The organism is Bacillus sp. FDAARGOS_527 (assembly GCF_003812125.1).
Classification (GTDB): domain Bacteria; phylum Bacillota; class Bacilli; order Bacillales; family Bacillaceae_G; genus Bacillus_A; species Bacillus_A paranthracis.
The window spans coordinates 3,932,859-3,947,500 of record NZ_CP033795.1 but is presented as its reverse complement, the minus strand read 5'-3'; the positions used below and the strand labels follow the sequence as shown (position 1 = coordinate 3,947,500).

Below are 14,642 nucleotides of genomic sequence, written 5' to 3'. Positions count from 1 at the left end.
ACGGCGGCCGTAACTATAACGGTCCTAAGGTAGCGAAATTCCTTGTCGGGTAAGTTCCGACCCGCACGAAAGGTGTAACGATTTGGGCACTGTCTCAACCAGAGACTCGGTGAAATTATAGTACCTGTGAAGATGCAGGTTACCCGCGACAGGACGGAAAGACCCCGTGGAGCTTTACTGTAGCCTGATATTGAATTTTGGTACAGTTTGTACAGGATAGGCGGGAGCCTTTGAAACCGGAGCGCTAGCTTCGGTGGAGGCGCTGGTGGGATACCGCCCTGACTGTATTGAAATTCTAACCTACGGGTCTTATCGACCCGGGAGACAGTGTCAGGTGGGCAGTTTGACTGGGGCGGTCGCCTCCTAAAGTGTAACGGAGGCGCCCAAAGGTTCCCTCAGAATGGTTGGAAATCATTCGTAGAGTGCAAAGGCATAAGGGAGCTTGACTGCGAGACCTACAAGTCGAGCAGGGACGAAAGTCGGGCTTAGTGATCCGGTGGTTCCGCATGGAAGGGCCATCGCTCAACGGATAAAAGCTACCCCGGGGATAACAGGCTTATCTCCCCCAAGAGTCCACATCGACGGGGAGGTTTGGCACCTCGATGTCGGCTCATCGCATCCTGGGGCTGTAGTCGGTCCCAAGGGTTGGGCTGTTCGCCCATTAAAGCGGTACGCGAGCTGGGTTCAGAACGTCGTGAGACAGTTCGGTCCCTATCCGTCGTGGGCGTAGGAAATTTGAGAGGAGCTGTCCTTAGTACGAGAGGACCGGGATGGACGCACCGCTGGTGTACCAGTTGTTCTGCCAAGGGCATAGCTGGGTAGCTATGTGCGGAAGGGATAAGTGCTGAAAGCATCTAAGCATGAAGCCCCCCTCAAGATGAGATTTCCCATAGCGTAAGCTAGTAAGATCCCTGAAAGATGATCAGGTTGATAGGTTCGAGGTGGAAGCATGGTGACATGTGGAGCTGACGAATACTAATAGATCGAGGACTTAACCATATAATATGAAGCAATGTTATCTAGTTTTGAAAGAATATAAAAAAACTTGTTGACTTTCAAAGTTAAATGAGTTACAATAATTCTTGTCTTAAATGAATACAGTCTGGTAATGATGGCAGAGAGGTCACACCCGTTCCCATACCGAACACGGAAGTTAAGCTCTCTAGCGCCGATGGTAGTTGGGACCTTGTCCCTGTGAGAGTAGGACGTTGCCAGGCAAATGGAGGATTAGCTCAGCTGGGAGAGCACCTGCCTTACAAGCAGGGGGTCGGCGGTTCGATCCCGTCATCCTCCACCATTTAGCCGACTTAGCTCAATTGGTAGAGCAACTGACTTGTAATCAGTAGGTTGGGGGTTCAAGTCCTCTAGTCGGCACCAGAAATCATGGCGGTTGTGGCGAAGTGGTTAACGCACCGGATTGTGGCTCCGGCATTCGTGGGTTCGATTCCCATCAGTCGCCCCATTTTTCTTAAATAAATTAATATGCGGGTGTGGCGGAATTGGCAGACGCACCAGACTTAGGATCTGGCGCCTTTGGCGTGGGGGTTCGACTCCCTTCACCCGCACTTTTAATTAAATAACTCATACATGTCTTGCGGAAGTAGTTCAGTGGTAGAATACAACCTTGCCAAGGTTGGGGTCGCGGGTTCGAATCCCGTCTTCCGCTCCAATTTTCAATATGACATGCCGGGGTGGCGGAACAGGCAGACGCACAGGACTTAAAATCCTGCGGTGGGTGACCACCGTGCGGGTTCGACCCCCGCCCTCGGCACCATATGCGCCCGTAGCTCAATTGGATAGAGCGTTTGACTACGGATCAAGAGGTTAGGGGTTCGACTCCTCTCGGGCGCGCTTTTATTAACGGGAAGTGGCTCAGCTTGGTAGAGCACCTGGTTTGGGACCAGGGGGTCGCAGGTTCAAATCCTGTCTTCCCGATATTCCCAAAAAACATGGGGCCTTAGCTCAGCTGGGAGAGCGCCTGCCTTGCACGCAGGAGGTCAGCGGTTCGATCCCGCTAGGCTCCACTTATTTTAATATCATTTATGGCGGTGTAGCTCAGCTGGCTAGAGCGTACGGTTCATACCCGTGAGGTCGGGGGTTCGATCCCCTCCGCCGCTACCATAAAGGACCTTTAGCTCAGCTGGTTAGAGCAGACGGCTCATAACCGTCCGGTCGTAGGTTCGAGTCCTACAAGGTCCACCATTAGAAGTTTATATCTCGGAGGTATACCCAAGTTCGGCTGAAGGGATCGGTCTTGAAAACCGACAGGCGGCGAGAGTCGCGCGGGGGTTCGAATCCCTCTACCTCCTCCATTTTTTCTTAATTAAATATTTTATCGTCGCGGGGTGGAGCAGTCTGGTAGCTCGTCGGGCTCATAACCCGAAGGTCGCAGGTTCAAATCCTGTCCCCGCAACCAAGGTCCCGTGGTGTAGTGGTTAACATGCCTGCCTGTCACGCAGGAGATCGCCGGTTCGACCCCGGTCGGGACCGCCATTTTTACATAAAGGCTCGGTAGCTCAGTCGGTAGAGCAGAGGACTGAAAATCCTCGTGTCGGCGGTTCGATTCCGTCCCGAGCCACCATTTTGAAGTCGCAAGCCGGCTTAGCTCAATTGGTAGAGCAACTGACTTGTAATCAGTAGGTTGGGGGTTCAAGTCCTCTAGCCGGCACCACTTTCAAAATGAGCCATTAGCTCAGTTGGTAGAGCATCTGACTTTTAATCAGAGGGTCGAAGGTTCGAGTCCTTCATGGCTCACCATTTACAATTTAATGCGGGTGTAGTTTAGTGGTAAAACAAGAGCCTTCCAAGCTCTGGTCGAGAGTTCGATTCTCTTCACCCGCTTTTCAATTATGGGCCTATAGCTCAGCTGGTTAGAGCGCACGCCTGATAAGCGTGAGGTCGATGGTTCGAGTCCATTTAGGCCCACCATAATTGTTCCGCAGTAGCTCAGTGGTAGAGCTATCGGCTGTTAACCGATCGGTCGTAGGTTCGAGTCCTACCTGCGGAGCCATATTTATAGAGAAGTACCCAAGTGGCTCAAGGGGCTCCCCTGCTAAGGGAGTAGATCGCGAACGCGGTGCGAGGGTTCGAATCCCTTCTTCTCTGCCAGTAATTGGCCCGTTGGTCAAGTGGTTAAGACACCGCCCTTTCACGGCGGTAACACGGGTTCGAATCCCGTACGGGTCATACTAAAAGAGATAGCATAATCTGCTATCTCTTTTTTGTTGTGTAAAAGTGGACTTTGGATAGAAAAAGAGATACTCAAGGTCATTAACGAAATGGCACTTAGAAATATATCATAGCTGGGAAAATCCTAAGGAATTAGTTGTAGAGTTATTAGATACCGTTGAATAATAAAATCGAAATACGGGTTGTTCAAACCAAGCATGCTGCATTAGGAGCTACCGCGGAAAATAAATAATATATAGAAGAAGCTGTCTCTCAGTAGGTGATCTACTGAAGACAGCTTTTTTATGTTGTCATTATTGTCGAGTTTTGTCGGTAAGTCGATATTCCTTGTCGAATCGCCGATATAATTTGATTTACGGTCGATATATTATAAAAATCGTTGATATATTTAAATAATCGTCGATATAATTTCACTTACCGATAAAACGGAACTATTTCACGTTCACAATCTAAAGAAAACGCCTCCATTGAAATGGATTCCATACCTGATCTAATAACTTTACACTCTATGTGAAAAAGTTCACAAATAGGTCATAATTTGTGAAGTAATTCACAATAATACGTGCTACAATATGAGTGTAAAGAAGTTAAACAACATTAAATTAGTATTTTAATTAATTACTTAAACAATCATAAAAAATATATGTGAACAATAGAGAGGGGAAATTACCATGAAAAAAGGTATCAATCGTGTAGTATTAGTAGGAACAGGAGCTGTAGGTTGTAGTTACGCTTACTCAATGATCAACCAAGGTGTAGCTGAAGAATTCGTATTAGTAGATGTTAATGAAGCAAAAGCAGAAGGGGAAGCAATGGACTTAAGCCATGCGGTACCATTCTCTCCATCACCAACAAAAGTTTGGAGCGGTAGCTATGCAGATTGTAAAGATGCAGATTTAGTAGTTATCACTGCTGGATTACCACAAAAGCCAGGTGAAACTCGTTTAGACTTAGTTGAGAAAAATACAAAGATCTTTAAACAAATCGTTCGCGGTATTATGGATAGCGGATTCGATGGAATCTTCTTAATCGCAACTAACCCAGTTGATATTTTAACTTACGTAACTTGGAAAGAATCTGGTCTACCAAAAGAGCGCGTAATTGGTTCTGGTACTACTTTAGACTCTGCTCGTTTCCGTTACATGTTAGGTGACTACTTAGATGTAGATCCACGTAACGTTCATGCTTACATCGTTGGTGAACACGGTGACACTGAACTTCCAGTATGGAGTCACGCTACTATCGGTGTACAAAAACTAGAAACAATTTTAGCTAACAACGCACAGTACAAACAAGAAGACTTAGATAAAATCTTCGAAAACGTACGTGATGCGGCTTACCATATTATCGAGCGTAAAGGTGCAACTTACTACGGAATCGGTATGTCACTACTTCGTGTAACTAAAGCAATCTTAAACAACGAGAACAGCGTATTAACTGTATCTGCATACCTTGAAGGTCAATACGGTGAGAAAGATGCTTACGTAGGTGTTCCAGCTGTAATTAACCGTGAAGGTGTACGTGAAATTGTAGAGCTTGAGTTAAATGAGGATGAAAAAGCGAAATTTGCTCATTCTGTAAAAGTATTAAAAGAAACAATGGCACCAGTACTATAATAATAATTGCTAAATAATCCAGAAGTGGGGAACTACTTCTTACTTCTGGATTTATATATAATTTAATATAAATTCCTTTTCCGGTTTCCCTTGTATATCCCCAATATACCCCTTTTGCTGGATTAGGGTCGTTTATAGAAAAGAGCACTCTACTTTGCGTAGAGTGCTCTTTATTATTATCATTTTTTAGGCGTTAATCCCAATTTCTTTAAAATATCTGCCAGTGTACCGCTTTTTGATTTTTCAACAGGTGTTTGTGATTTAGATGCATCGGGACCTTTTTTCAAGAAGTTCTTTTCAACGAAGCGAATATCTTTTTCGTCAACAATACCATCTTTATTTAGGTCACCGTCTTTCACAGATAGTCCTTTTTTACCGTAGTTGTTAGCGATAATTTCAGCATCTTTTATATCAATTACTTTATCGCCATTTACATCACCTGCAAGGTTTTCATCAAAGCGTGCATAATAATATTGGCCAAGTAGCTTACCGTCTTTTTCAGTACCAAGTTTCGTTGTTAGTCGGCTTGTTAAATGCCCTGGTACTTCTACATATAAGTTATAGTCGCGTTTATTAACAGGAAGTCCATTTAGTTTGAAGGATCCGTATTTATCAAGTGAGCCTTCAAACTTATGACGGTAAGAATCTGTTGCATATACTTTTACGCCATGCTTTGTATAATCGAATTTTTCATCTAAATATCCGCGTTCATTTAAGAAAGCACCAGGTTTAATACTTCCTTCGACTAGTGAGTTTAAAGACATAACTGAGAATGTTTGATCTTGAAGGACACGCATTCTATTTGGCTCTGATTCACCTTGTTTCCAGTAAGCGAACACTGATAAATCTAATTGAGCATTTGCTTCATAAAACTCATCATTTTCTACTTTGAACGTTACATCAATGAACGGGAAATCACCATCTAATCCAGCGAAGTTTTTGTCATCGATAGCTCCGCCAACTGTAACAGAACCTTCTTCTAGTTTCGGTTCATTTACTTTTGCGGTCACCCCTTTTTCGGAAAGTAGCTTTTCAAAAGCAGGATTTAATTTCGCATTTGCAAATTTGAAGTTCTTTTCTAGGAATTTTACGTTAAATTCCCCAGCAACAAATTGTTTCACATGTTTGGCGTTTAGCGTCACAGTGAATTCATCACCTTTATATACTTCTTTTTTATCATAACTAGTTTTCGCATATTGAGCTCCTTGCGGGATAAACCAATAGTTATTTACACCGCTCGGATAGTCAGCTCCTGCAGTTGCATAATCGAAAATATATACGCCTGTATTCATTGGACCTTCCACTTTAAAGGATTCAGGAGTAATGCCAACTTTAAAGTCACCATTTGCATTAATAGGTAAAAACTTATGCAAGTATGGAGAATAATCATAGTACATCACTCCGTTTGCTTCTTGCGTAATGTTTAATCCTTTTCCTTTTAAGTAGTCAACGTTCGAATCATACACATTTCCTTTAATCCATAGTGCTTTTTTACCGTCTTCTACTGTATAGTTCTCTTCATTTAATTCATAAATACCAGGCTGTAATCCAGTTAATTTCACTTCTGGCGGTGTATTATCAATTACGACATAATCCCCTTTCACACGTGCTTTACCGTCTTTATCGTAGCCAACAAACTCAATTGTGTAATCACCTTCTGGTAAGTCGATTTTCTCATCACCAATTGGTTTTGCAGGATCATTTGTAAAAGGATACACCCTGCCGTTAAAGAATGAATCTAAGTAGTAATACACATCAGTTTTTAATCCACTAGTGTTTAATGTACCAAGGAAACCGAGAGCTTTATTTGTTTTGGAATCTTTCACGATAAGATCTAACGTTTCAAGTTCGCTGTTTAATTGGAACGCCCCGTGCAAATACGATTCACGGTATGGATTGAATTTAGATGTATCAGTTGAAATTGCTTTTCTTGATAATATTGCATTTTCAATACCAGGTTCTGATACACGAATAGAGAACGGAATTTGGTACGTTTCTTCTTTATTTTTCGTATTTGTAATATGAATATATCCTTCATATCGGCCTTGTTTTACACCGGCTGGAACATTAATTTTTGCTTCAATTTCATCTGATTTGCCAGCATCAAGAGTAATTGTTTCTGGAACAGAAACTTTTACACCGTTTGCGGTAGCGTCGTTAATAGAAGAAGATGCTGGTGTATAAGAAATTTCTGTTTTAAATTCTTTTTTCTCTTGTTTATTATGATTTTGTACTTTTATATTTCGTTTTTGTTCAAGAGATTCACCGTCTTTTTGATAGAACTTCCCGAATGCAATGGATCCAGTTTCTTCAGGTACTTCAATTACTTCATCATTTACAACTGTTTTTGTTGTATCTAGCACTTTAAAACTAGTTTCCGTATGAACGGCGTTGTACGCATCTACTCGTCCAGCTCCAACTTCATATACGGAATACTTTTCTTTTAAATCATCAGCTGTGTTCATAAGAGACGTCTTTACATCGAATGGAGAGTATTCTGGGTGTTCTTGTAAAATAAGAGCAGCAACGCCAGCGATATGAGGAGAAGCCATAGATGTTCCTTGCATACGCTCATAGGAAACATCATAATTTTCGCCCTCTTGTGGGTCGTTAATATATTCAGGTACTGTTGAAAGTACAGCAACACCAGGCGCTGTAATATCTGGTTTAATATCATCATTTGATGTAACAGGACCGCGTGAGCTAAAGTCTGCAAGATGATCGCCTTCTGTTTGAATATAACTAAGTTCGTCAAAGGTAAAGGATGTATTACCTTGTTCGATTTGAGCTTTTAGTTTTTCACCGTCTTCTTTCGTTAGGCGGAATGCGGGAATGTATTTTGTACTTTCGCCAACGTAGAAAGGAATTTCTCCGTCCACATTGTTATAAATAATAACGGCTTTTGCACCAGCTTGTTTTGCATTCGCAATTTTTTCATCAAATGACAGTGTACCACGTGCAACGAGAGCGATTTTTCCTTTTACATCTTTTTTACTAAACTCGTCAGGCGTACCAATTCCTACAGATTCAATAGGTAAAGTTTGTCCCTTGAAATCTTCTATTTTATCAGTAAAGTTTTTGCCGAATAAAATTAGGTTAGGAAATTGTAATTGTCCAGCATGACCTGATAGTTTCGGTAAGGAAATAGAGCTATCACTTGCGCCAACCGTAATCGCAAATGGAGAAGCACCTGGTGATCCGAGTGTCGCTGGATTTGGACCAGAGTTTCCAGCAGCAACGACTGTAACAACACCGGAAAGCATCGCGTTATTGACAGCGATAGACGTAGGATCAAGTGGATTGTTGCTATCGTCACCTAACGATAAGTTAATAACATTCATGCCGTCAGAAATAGATTTATCGATTGCAGCAATAATACCAGAACTATCTCCACTTCCGTATGGACCGAGTACACGATAGTTATACAGTTCAATGTCAGGTGCAACACCTTTTACTGCGGAATCTGATGTGTTTTTCTTTTGCGCAGAAACGATACCTGCTACGTGAGTACCATGCGCGGTGTAGAAGGAAGAGCCACGATCATCAAATTCAGGAGCACCAGATTGTTGCCACTCTGTATAAGTTGTTTCCATCGGATCTGCATCGTTATTAATAAAGTCCCAACCTTTTACTGAGTTTGGATCTACCTTGCTAGAGTCTTCGCCAGGTTTTGCGCGATAGCCCTTATACACGTCTTTTAGGTCGGGATGATTGTAATCAATACCTGTATCTAATACACCAACTTTAATTCCTTTTCCGGTAATGCCTTCGCTATGTAACTTATCGACCCCAATTTGCGGAATGCTATCTGTTAGTTTTTGAGGTGCTTTCTGCTTTGCTTGTTTTGGTAAATTTAATTTCACTTCGTAATCTTTCCAAATACGTTTTACAACGCCAATCCGTAACAATTCTTCCACTGTATTTGCAGGTAACGTCAGCGCAACCCCATTTATCGCATGTTTATAAGAACGTTTAATTTGTACGGACTGGAAATTCCCTGACTTTACTGATGGGCTGAACTGATAAAGACGTTTTAGTCCTTTTTGAAATTCCTCATGTTCTTGATCAATACGTGCCTTTATATTTTCAGGAGCAGCTTGTAACCCTTTTTCTTTTTGTTTTAATTCATTAATCTTTACTGGAGCCGTTTGAAATTCTACAATGATATTTACTGGTTCGGAACTACTTGTATTAATATCTGGCGAGATAGTAAAACCAGGGTTGGCATCTAACGTTTGTAATGCCTGACGTTGTTCTTTAGAAAGTTTTGATAGTAAAGACTGGGCGTTTGAAGAGTCAATTTGGTTAATAGGATTTTCAGCAAGTACATTGAACGGAAGGGCAGTTGAAAACAGAACGCCAGCCGTTACAATTCCGGTAACAAAACGATTTTTCTTTTTCATGTATAAGCCTCCGATAATTTATATTTTAAAAATTATTTTTCCGACTTTAATGGGCAGTAAGACCCCCACCTTAAAATGCAGCGAAAGCAAAGAAGTTAGGTGGGGGATCAACTGCTCATAAAAGTCCGATTGGTGAGGGCTGATAATCAGTGGGGGATGAAGAAAACCCCCACTGATTAAAGTTTCACTTTATCTGTGCCCGGTGTTTGCTCTGCATGGAATGTCCAGTTTAGCTGTAAGGAATCACCCTGGAATTTATTTTGATCTTGTTCGTTGTCTTCAAAGGAGAAGAGCACGTGTAAATAATCTGTTTCACCAGATTTAATACCGTCTATTAAGTTATGACGTTCTAAAGAAGTAGCCACATCCTCAGGTTTCATAGTCTTTAATTGTGATAGTTTTGTTTCCCACAAAATTTCATGATCATCGTTTGGATTAGATGGTTTTCCATCATTCACTAAAAATTTGACGATGATGTGATCGCCTAAATCTTCACCATCATTATTTTTCTTTGCATCTGTAACTTCATAGGATGTTTCAAGTGCTACTTTTGCAATATCCAATGACCCTTTATTTTCAAGCGTGAAATTCTTTTCAATAAAATCACCTGGCTTTAAATCTTTCACATCAACGATTACATTGGGATTAATAGAAAGGTCTAGTGTTCCAGCTTGAAATGAGTTACTAGATGTTTCAGAATCACTGAAGTAGGCGAATACACCGCCGAATGTAAGGGATAAGCCGAGCGTTGCGGTGACAACTCCCATTCCAACCTTTTGTTTTAATGACATAAGAAAGCCCCCTAATTAAATTTTTATAGCGACTGTTCGTAACAAGGATAAATAAGTAAACATAGTAGTCCACTATGAATTATAGTTACGAAAAGTCTCTGTTCTTTATTGAGAACAAGTATATGCTTATCAATTTTCCATTTCAATAAAATTGTGACGAAAAATGTTGAGAAACATTTTTTTATGGTAGATTATTTTGTTGCGATTTCAAGTGGGAAATAGCATGAAAAAGGGGATAAAGCTAATAAAATAGATGTTGAGAAATAAATAGTAAGATGAAAAGCTAGTAAAAAATGAAGCGTTTTCAATGAATATTCGTCAAAATTCGATATTTTAAATAGAAATGTGAAAAAAATTCAACATTTTTAAGAAAAAAACGTATGTTTTTTATAAATTAACAAGGATATTTCAGTTTTTCGCAGAATTGGTAAAGTATAAAAAATTCTGTCATCTTAGTGAGGTGAGCATATTGAGTGTAATAAATTGTGAAGAAGTGAAACGAGATGAGTTTCATACAGAAAAGTACTATGACAGTTATAACATCTTTGGCGCACATATTGTGACGGAAGATGAGATGCGAGGTGTACGATTTACAGTATGGGCTCCTCATGCGAAAGCAATGAGTGTTGTTGGAGATTTTAATGAATGGGATTATGAGCAACATAAGATGCTACAAGTGACAGAAGAGGGAATTTGGTCCTTATTTATACCGCATATTGAAGAAAAAGAAATATATAAATATGCGATTGAAACGACGGCTGGTGATGTCATTTTTAAGGCAGATCCGTATGCTGTATATGCAGAAGTAAGACCGAATACGGCATCTGTAGTTTTTGATATAAAGGGATACGAATGGAATGATAAAAACTGGAGTCGTAAGAAAAAGAAAAAATCGGTTTATAAAGAAGCGATGACAGTTTATGAATTGCATTTCGGTTCTTGGAAAAAGAAAGAAGATGGAACGCTGTATTCTTACAGGGAAATGGCAGAAGAACTCATTCCTTATGTGGTGGAACATCAATTTACACATATTGAAATTATGCCCCTTGTTGAGCATCCGTATGATCGTTCTTGGGGATATCAAGGAACGGGATATTATGCCGCAACGAGTAGATTCGGCACGCCACATGATTTGATGTATTTTGTCGATGAATGTCATAAATATGGAATCGGTGTCATTTTAGATTGGGTGCCGGGGCATTTTTGTAAAGATGCTCACGGTTTATATTTGTTTGATGGGACACCGACTTATGAATATAAAGATAAAGATGTGCAAGAAAATCCAGTATGGGGAACTGTTAACTTTGATTTAGGAAAGAGGGAAGTACGTAATTTCTTAATTTCAAATGCGTTATTTTGGATGAGATATTTCCACATTGATGGTTTCAGGGTGGATGCAGTTGCAAACATGCTGTACTGGAATAAAGAAGGACAAGAGCAAAGTAATGAGCACGCTGTTTCATTTTTACGGGAGTTAAATGAAGCGGTATTTGCAGAGGATGAAGATTTCCTTATGACAGCAGAGGATTCAACAGCTTGGCCACTTGTAACAGCTCCAACGTATGAAGGTGGGCTTGGATTCAATTACAAATGGAATATGGGCTGGATGAATGACGTGCTGAAGTATATGGAGTGTGCGCCAGAGTACAGAAAATATATTCATGAGAAAATGACGTTCTCTTTACTATATGCTTACTCTGAAAATTTCATATTACCGCTTTCTCATGATGAAGTCGTTCATGGGAAAAAGTCGTTATTAAATAAAATGCCAGGAGACTACTGGGATAAGTTTGCTCAACTTCGTTTATTATATGGATATTTCTTTACTCATCCAGGAAAGAAATTACTTTTCATGGGTGGAGAATTCGGGCAGTTTGATGAGTGGAAAGACCTTGAAGATTTAGATTGGAATTTACATGATTTTGAAATGCATCGTTATATGCATGATTACTTTAAAGAGCTCATAGCATTGTATAAGCGCTCCAAACCACTTTGGCAGCTTGATCATTCGCCTGAAGGATTTCAGTGGATTGATGCTAATAATAATGAGCAAAGTATTTTCTCTTTTATCCGCCAAGGGGATAAACAAGAAGATGCGTTAGTTGTCGTATGTAATTTTACGAAAGCTACATATGAAAACTATAAAGTAGGTGTACCAGATTTCGAGTATTATAACGAGGTTTTAAACAGTGATGCTGAGCAATATGGCGGATCAGGGCAAGTAAATAAGAAGCGTCTGAAGGCGATTCAAGAGCCGTTTCATAATCAAGCAGCACATGTAGAAATTACAATTCCACCATTTGGCGTATCCATATTACGACCAGTGAAGACGAGAAAGGGGAGCAAAAAACAAGATGGCTCAAAAACAAAAGTGCGTAGCAATGTTACTAGCAGGGGGAAAAGGTAGTCGATTAAGTGCATTAACAAAAAATTTAGCCAAGCCAGCTGTTCCATTTGGTGGTAAATATCGCATTATTGATTTTACGCTAAGTAACTGCGCAAATTCTGGTATTGAAACGGTTGGGATTTTAACGCAATATCAACCACTCGAACTTCATAATTATATCGGAATCGGCAATGCGTGGGATTTAGACCGAGTAAGCGGTGGAGTCACAGTATTACCTCCTTATGCGGAGTCTTCAGGTGTGAAGTGGTACACAGGTACGGCAAGTGCCATTTATCAAAACTTAAACTATTTAAGTCAATATGAACCAGAGTATGTTCTCATTTTATCAGGCGACCATATTTATAAAATGGATTACAGTAAAATGCTAGATTACCATATTGAGAAAGAAGCGGACGTTTCCATTTCTGTTATTGAAGTGCCTTGGGATGAGGCGAGTCGTTTCGGTATTATGAATACGAACGAAGAGATGGAGATTGTTGAATTTGAAGAGAAACCGCAATTTCCAAGAAGTAATCTTGCATCAATGGGAATTTACATTTTTAACTGGGCAATTTTGAAAGAGTATTTAGAAATGGATGCAAGAAACCCTGAATCTAGTAATGATTTCGGAAAAGATGTACTTCCGCTTTTATTAGATGAAGGGAAGAAGTTAATGGCGTATCCGTTTGAAGGGTATTGGAAAGATGTTGGAACGGTGAAAAGCTTATGGGAAGCGAATATGGATTTACTTCGCGATGAAACATCACTGAATTTAAATGATCGTAATTGGCGTATTTATTCTGTTAATCCAAACGAACCACCTCAATATATCGCTGAAAAGGCAAAAGTAGAAGAATCACTTATTAACGAAGGATGCGTCATTGAAGGGGACGTGAAGCATTCTGTACTATTCCAAGGAGTGACGGTGGAAGAAGGTAGTATGGTTATTGATTCTGTCGTTATGCCGGGAGCGAAGATTGGTAAAAATGTTGTGATTGAAAGAGCGATCGTTGGATCAGAAATGGTTATTGAAGATGGAACAATTATTCGTCCAGAAAAAAATGTCGACGATGTAGTACTCATTGCTGAAGGGAAATAGAAAAGGGGGATGAAATGAATGGGAGAAAAAATGTTAGGAATTATTAATGCAACGGGAAGTTTTCCTTCCTTAAAGAAAGTAACAGGGCATCGTTCACTAGCGGCGTTACCGTTTGGGGGCCGTTATCGACTCATTGATTTCATGCTTTCAAATATGGTGAATTCTAATATTCATAGTGTAGCGGTTTTTACAAGTCATAAAAACCGCTCGTTAATGGACCACGTTGGTTCAGGCAAACAGTGGGATTTAGATAGAAAAAGAGACGGACTGTTTTTATTCCCGCCAAATTGCCAATGTGATCAAGATGAATTTGGATCTTTTGCACATTTTAGAAGACATATTGATTATTTTCTAAGAGCTAGAGAAGAATACGTCGTTATTACGAATAGCCATCTCGTAACAGCATTGAATTTTCAAGCGGTGTTAGAGCGACATATACATACGGCAGCTGATATTACGGAAGTTTGCCATGAAGGGGTTTCGCTTCAAACGTACGTGTTAAAGAAACAATTACTGTTAGATTTATTCGATTCATATAAAGATGTGGAGCAATATAGCTTATTCGATGTAGTGAGAGAAAAGCGCGGAAAATCACTACATATTGCTACGTATGAGCATACAGGATATGTAGCTATTATTGATTCAATTGAAAGCTACTATAAACATAGCTTAGAAATTTTGCAACCTGCTATTTGGAAGCAACTATTTAAGAAAGAAGCACCAATCTTTACGAAAGTAAAAGATGAGCCACCAACTCGTTATGTAAAGGGTGCAGTCGTGAAAAATACAATGATTGCAAATGGTAGTATTATCGAAGGTGAAGTAGAAAATAGTGTTGTCTCCCGTTCTGTTAAAATTGGGAAAGGTTCAATTGTTCGTAATAGCATTATTATGCAAAAGAGCCAAATTGGAGATAACTGTATAATAGACGGTGTTATTATTGATAAAGATGTGAAAATTGGTGACGGTGTTGTACTAAAAGGAAACGCCGATGAGCCATACGTTGTAGAAAAAGGAAGCGTGCAAAACAGTACGATTAATAGTTATTCTTAAGGAATCAGTGGGGGTTTTTCCTCCACTGATTAAAGTTTTAATTTAAATGAAAACTCGAAGGGAGGAAGCTGCAAGGGAAGTAGTATAAGCTTTTCGTGCAGTGGG

The 14,642-nt window shown here is 40.2% G+C and carries 6 protein-coding genes, 22 tRNA genes and 2 rRNA genes (1 of these 30 only partly in view); 28 read left to right on the top strand and 2 right to left on the bottom strand.

Annotated elements, in window-relative coordinates; all coding sequences use genetic code 11:
* From EGX95_RS23230 to EGX95_RS23110, 25 genes are all read left to right on the top strand, one after another.
* Positions 1-999, top strand: a 23S ribosomal RNA gene (locus EGX95_RS23230) (it extends 1,924 nt beyond the left edge of the window).
* 102 nt (positions 1,000-1,101) lie between these two features.
* Positions 1,102-1,217, top strand: a 5S ribosomal RNA gene (gene rrf, locus EGX95_RS23225).
* Between the two features lie 4 nt (positions 1,218-1,221).
* Positions 1,222-1,297, top strand: a tRNA-Val gene (locus EGX95_RS23220).
* 4 nt (positions 1,298-1,301) lie between these two features.
* Positions 1,302-1,377: transfer RNA gene (locus tag EGX95_RS23215), tRNA-Thr, on the top strand.
* Between the two features lie 9 nt (positions 1,378-1,386).
* Positions 1,387-1,462 (top strand) — tRNA-His (locus tag EGX95_RS23210).
* A 22-nt stretch (positions 1,463-1,484) separates the two neighbouring features.
* Positions 1,485-1,565, top strand: a tRNA-Leu gene (locus tag EGX95_RS23205).
* A gap of 29 nt (positions 1,566-1,594) precedes the next feature.
* Positions 1,595-1,669, top strand: a tRNA-Gly gene (locus EGX95_RS23200).
* Positions 1,670-1,685: 16 nt separating this feature from the next.
* A tRNA-Leu gene (locus tag EGX95_RS23195) sits at positions 1,686-1,774 on the top strand.
* Between the two features lie 3 nt (positions 1,775-1,777).
* Positions 1,778-1,851, top strand: a tRNA-Arg gene (locus tag EGX95_RS23190).
* Positions 1,852-1,861: 10 nt separating this feature from the next.
* Positions 1,862-1,935 (top strand) — tRNA-Pro (locus EGX95_RS23185).
* Between the two features lie 16 nt (positions 1,936-1,951).
* Positions 1,952-2,024, top strand: a tRNA-Ala gene (locus EGX95_RS23180).
* Positions 2,025-2,044: 20 nt separating this feature from the next.
* A tRNA-Met gene (locus tag EGX95_RS23175) sits at positions 2,045-2,121 on the top strand.
* A gap of 4 nt (positions 2,122-2,125) precedes the next feature.
* A tRNA-Ile gene (locus EGX95_RS23170) sits at positions 2,126-2,202 on the top strand.
* A gap of 17 nt (positions 2,203-2,219) precedes the next feature.
* Positions 2,220-2,312 (top strand) — tRNA-Ser (locus EGX95_RS23165).
* Between the two features lie 27 nt (positions 2,313-2,339).
* Positions 2,340-2,416: transfer RNA gene (locus EGX95_RS23160), tRNA-Met, on the top strand.
* Between the two features lies 1 nt (position 2,417).
* Positions 2,418-2,493, top strand: a tRNA-Asp gene (locus tag EGX95_RS23155).
* Between the two features lie 12 nt (positions 2,494-2,505).
* Positions 2,506-2,581, top strand: a tRNA-Phe gene (locus tag EGX95_RS23150).
* Between the two features lie 14 nt (positions 2,582-2,595).
* Positions 2,596-2,671, top strand: a tRNA-Thr gene (locus EGX95_RS23145).
* Positions 2,672-2,681: 10 nt separating this feature from the next.
* Positions 2,682-2,757 (top strand) — tRNA-Lys (locus tag EGX95_RS23140).
* A 13-nt stretch (positions 2,758-2,770) separates the two neighbouring features.
* A tRNA-Gly gene (locus EGX95_RS23135) sits at positions 2,771-2,841 on the top strand.
* Positions 2,842-2,851: 10 nt separating this feature from the next.
* Positions 2,852-2,928: transfer RNA gene (locus EGX95_RS23130), tRNA-Ile, on the top strand.
* 7 nt (positions 2,929-2,935) lie between these two features.
* A tRNA-Asn gene (locus tag EGX95_RS23125) sits at positions 2,936-3,010 on the top strand.
* A 7-nt stretch (positions 3,011-3,017) separates the two neighbouring features.
* Positions 3,018-3,108 (top strand) — tRNA-Ser (locus EGX95_RS23120).
* 6 nt (positions 3,109-3,114) lie between these two features.
* Positions 3,115-3,186, top strand: a tRNA-Glu gene (locus EGX95_RS23115).
* A gap of 674 nt (positions 3,187-3,860) precedes the next feature.
* Complete coding sequence (locus EGX95_RS23110; RefSeq protein WP_000715337.1) at positions 3,861-4,805, top strand: L-lactate dehydrogenase; 945 nt, start codon at positions 3,861-3,863, stop codon at positions 4,803-4,805.
* 179 nt (positions 4,806-4,984) lie between these two features.
* On the opposite strand, the gene EGX95_RS23105 is transcribed toward EGX95_RS23110, so the two are convergent.
* Together EGX95_RS23105 and EGX95_RS23100 are read right to left on the bottom strand one after the other, a co-directional pair.
* Positions 4,985-9,208 carry a S8 family serine peptidase gene (locus EGX95_RS23105; protein ID WP_000728875.1) on the bottom strand — a complete coding sequence of 1,408 codons (4,224 nt, stop codon included), beginning with the start codon at positions 9,206-9,208 and terminating at the stop codon, positions 4,985-4,987.
* A 176-nt stretch (positions 9,209-9,384) separates the two neighbouring features.
* Positions 9,385-9,999: a CalY family protein gene (locus EGX95_RS23100; RefSeq protein ID WP_000053945.1), complete on the bottom strand. Its 615-nt coding sequence runs from the start codon at positions 9,997-9,999 to the stop codon at positions 9,385-9,387.
* A gap of 469 nt (positions 10,000-10,468) precedes the next feature.
* On the opposite strand from EGX95_RS23100, the gene glgB reads away from it, so the two are divergent.
* From glgB to glgD, 3 genes are read left to right on the top strand one after another with little or no spacing between them, the layout of a single operon-like run.
* Positions 10,469-12,406 carry a 1,4-alpha-glucan branching protein GlgB gene (gene glgB, locus EGX95_RS23095; RefSeq protein ID WP_000111368.1) on the top strand — a complete coding sequence of 646 codons (1,938 nt, stop codon included), beginning with the start codon at positions 10,469-10,471 and terminating at the stop codon, positions 12,404-12,406.
* Positions 12,354-13,484 carry a glucose-1-phosphate adenylyltransferase gene (gene glgC / locus EGX95_RS23090; RefSeq protein ID WP_000057613.1) on the top strand — a complete coding sequence of 377 codons (1,131 nt, stop codon included), beginning with the start codon at positions 12,354-12,356 and terminating at the stop codon, positions 13,482-13,484. Before glgB ends, glgC begins: the two co-directional genes overlap by 53 nt.
* An 18-nt stretch (positions 13,485-13,502) precedes the next feature.
* Entirely contained in the window at positions 13,503-14,537 is a 1,035-nt protein-coding gene (gene glgD / locus EGX95_RS23085; protein WP_000504138.1) for a glucose-1-phosphate adenylyltransferase subunit GlgD, read from the top strand.
* The last annotated feature ends 105 nt before the right edge of the window (positions 14,538-14,642 follow it).

Excerpts from the sequence above, each read along its gene's own strand:
- glgC (WP_000057613.1), top strand. The coding sequence starts at position 12,354 with ATGGCTCAAAAACAAAAGTGCGTAGCAATGTTACTAGCAGGGGGAAAA.
- EGX95_RS23105 (WP_000728875.1), bottom strand. The coding sequence starts at position 9,208 with ATGAAAAAGAAAAATCGTTTTGTTACCGGAATTGTAACGGCTGGCGTT.
- glgD (WP_000504138.1), top strand. The coding sequence starts at position 13,503 with ATGGGAGAAAAAATGTTAGGAATTATTAATGCAACGGGAAGTTTTCCT.
- EGX95_RS23110 (WP_000715337.1), top strand. The coding sequence starts at position 3,861 with ATGAAAAAAGGTATCAATCGTGTAGTATTAGTAGGAACAGGAGCTGTA.
- EGX95_RS23100 (WP_000053945.1), bottom strand. The coding sequence starts at position 9,999 with ATGTCATTAAAACAAAAGGTTGGAATGGGAGTTGTCACCGCAACGCTC.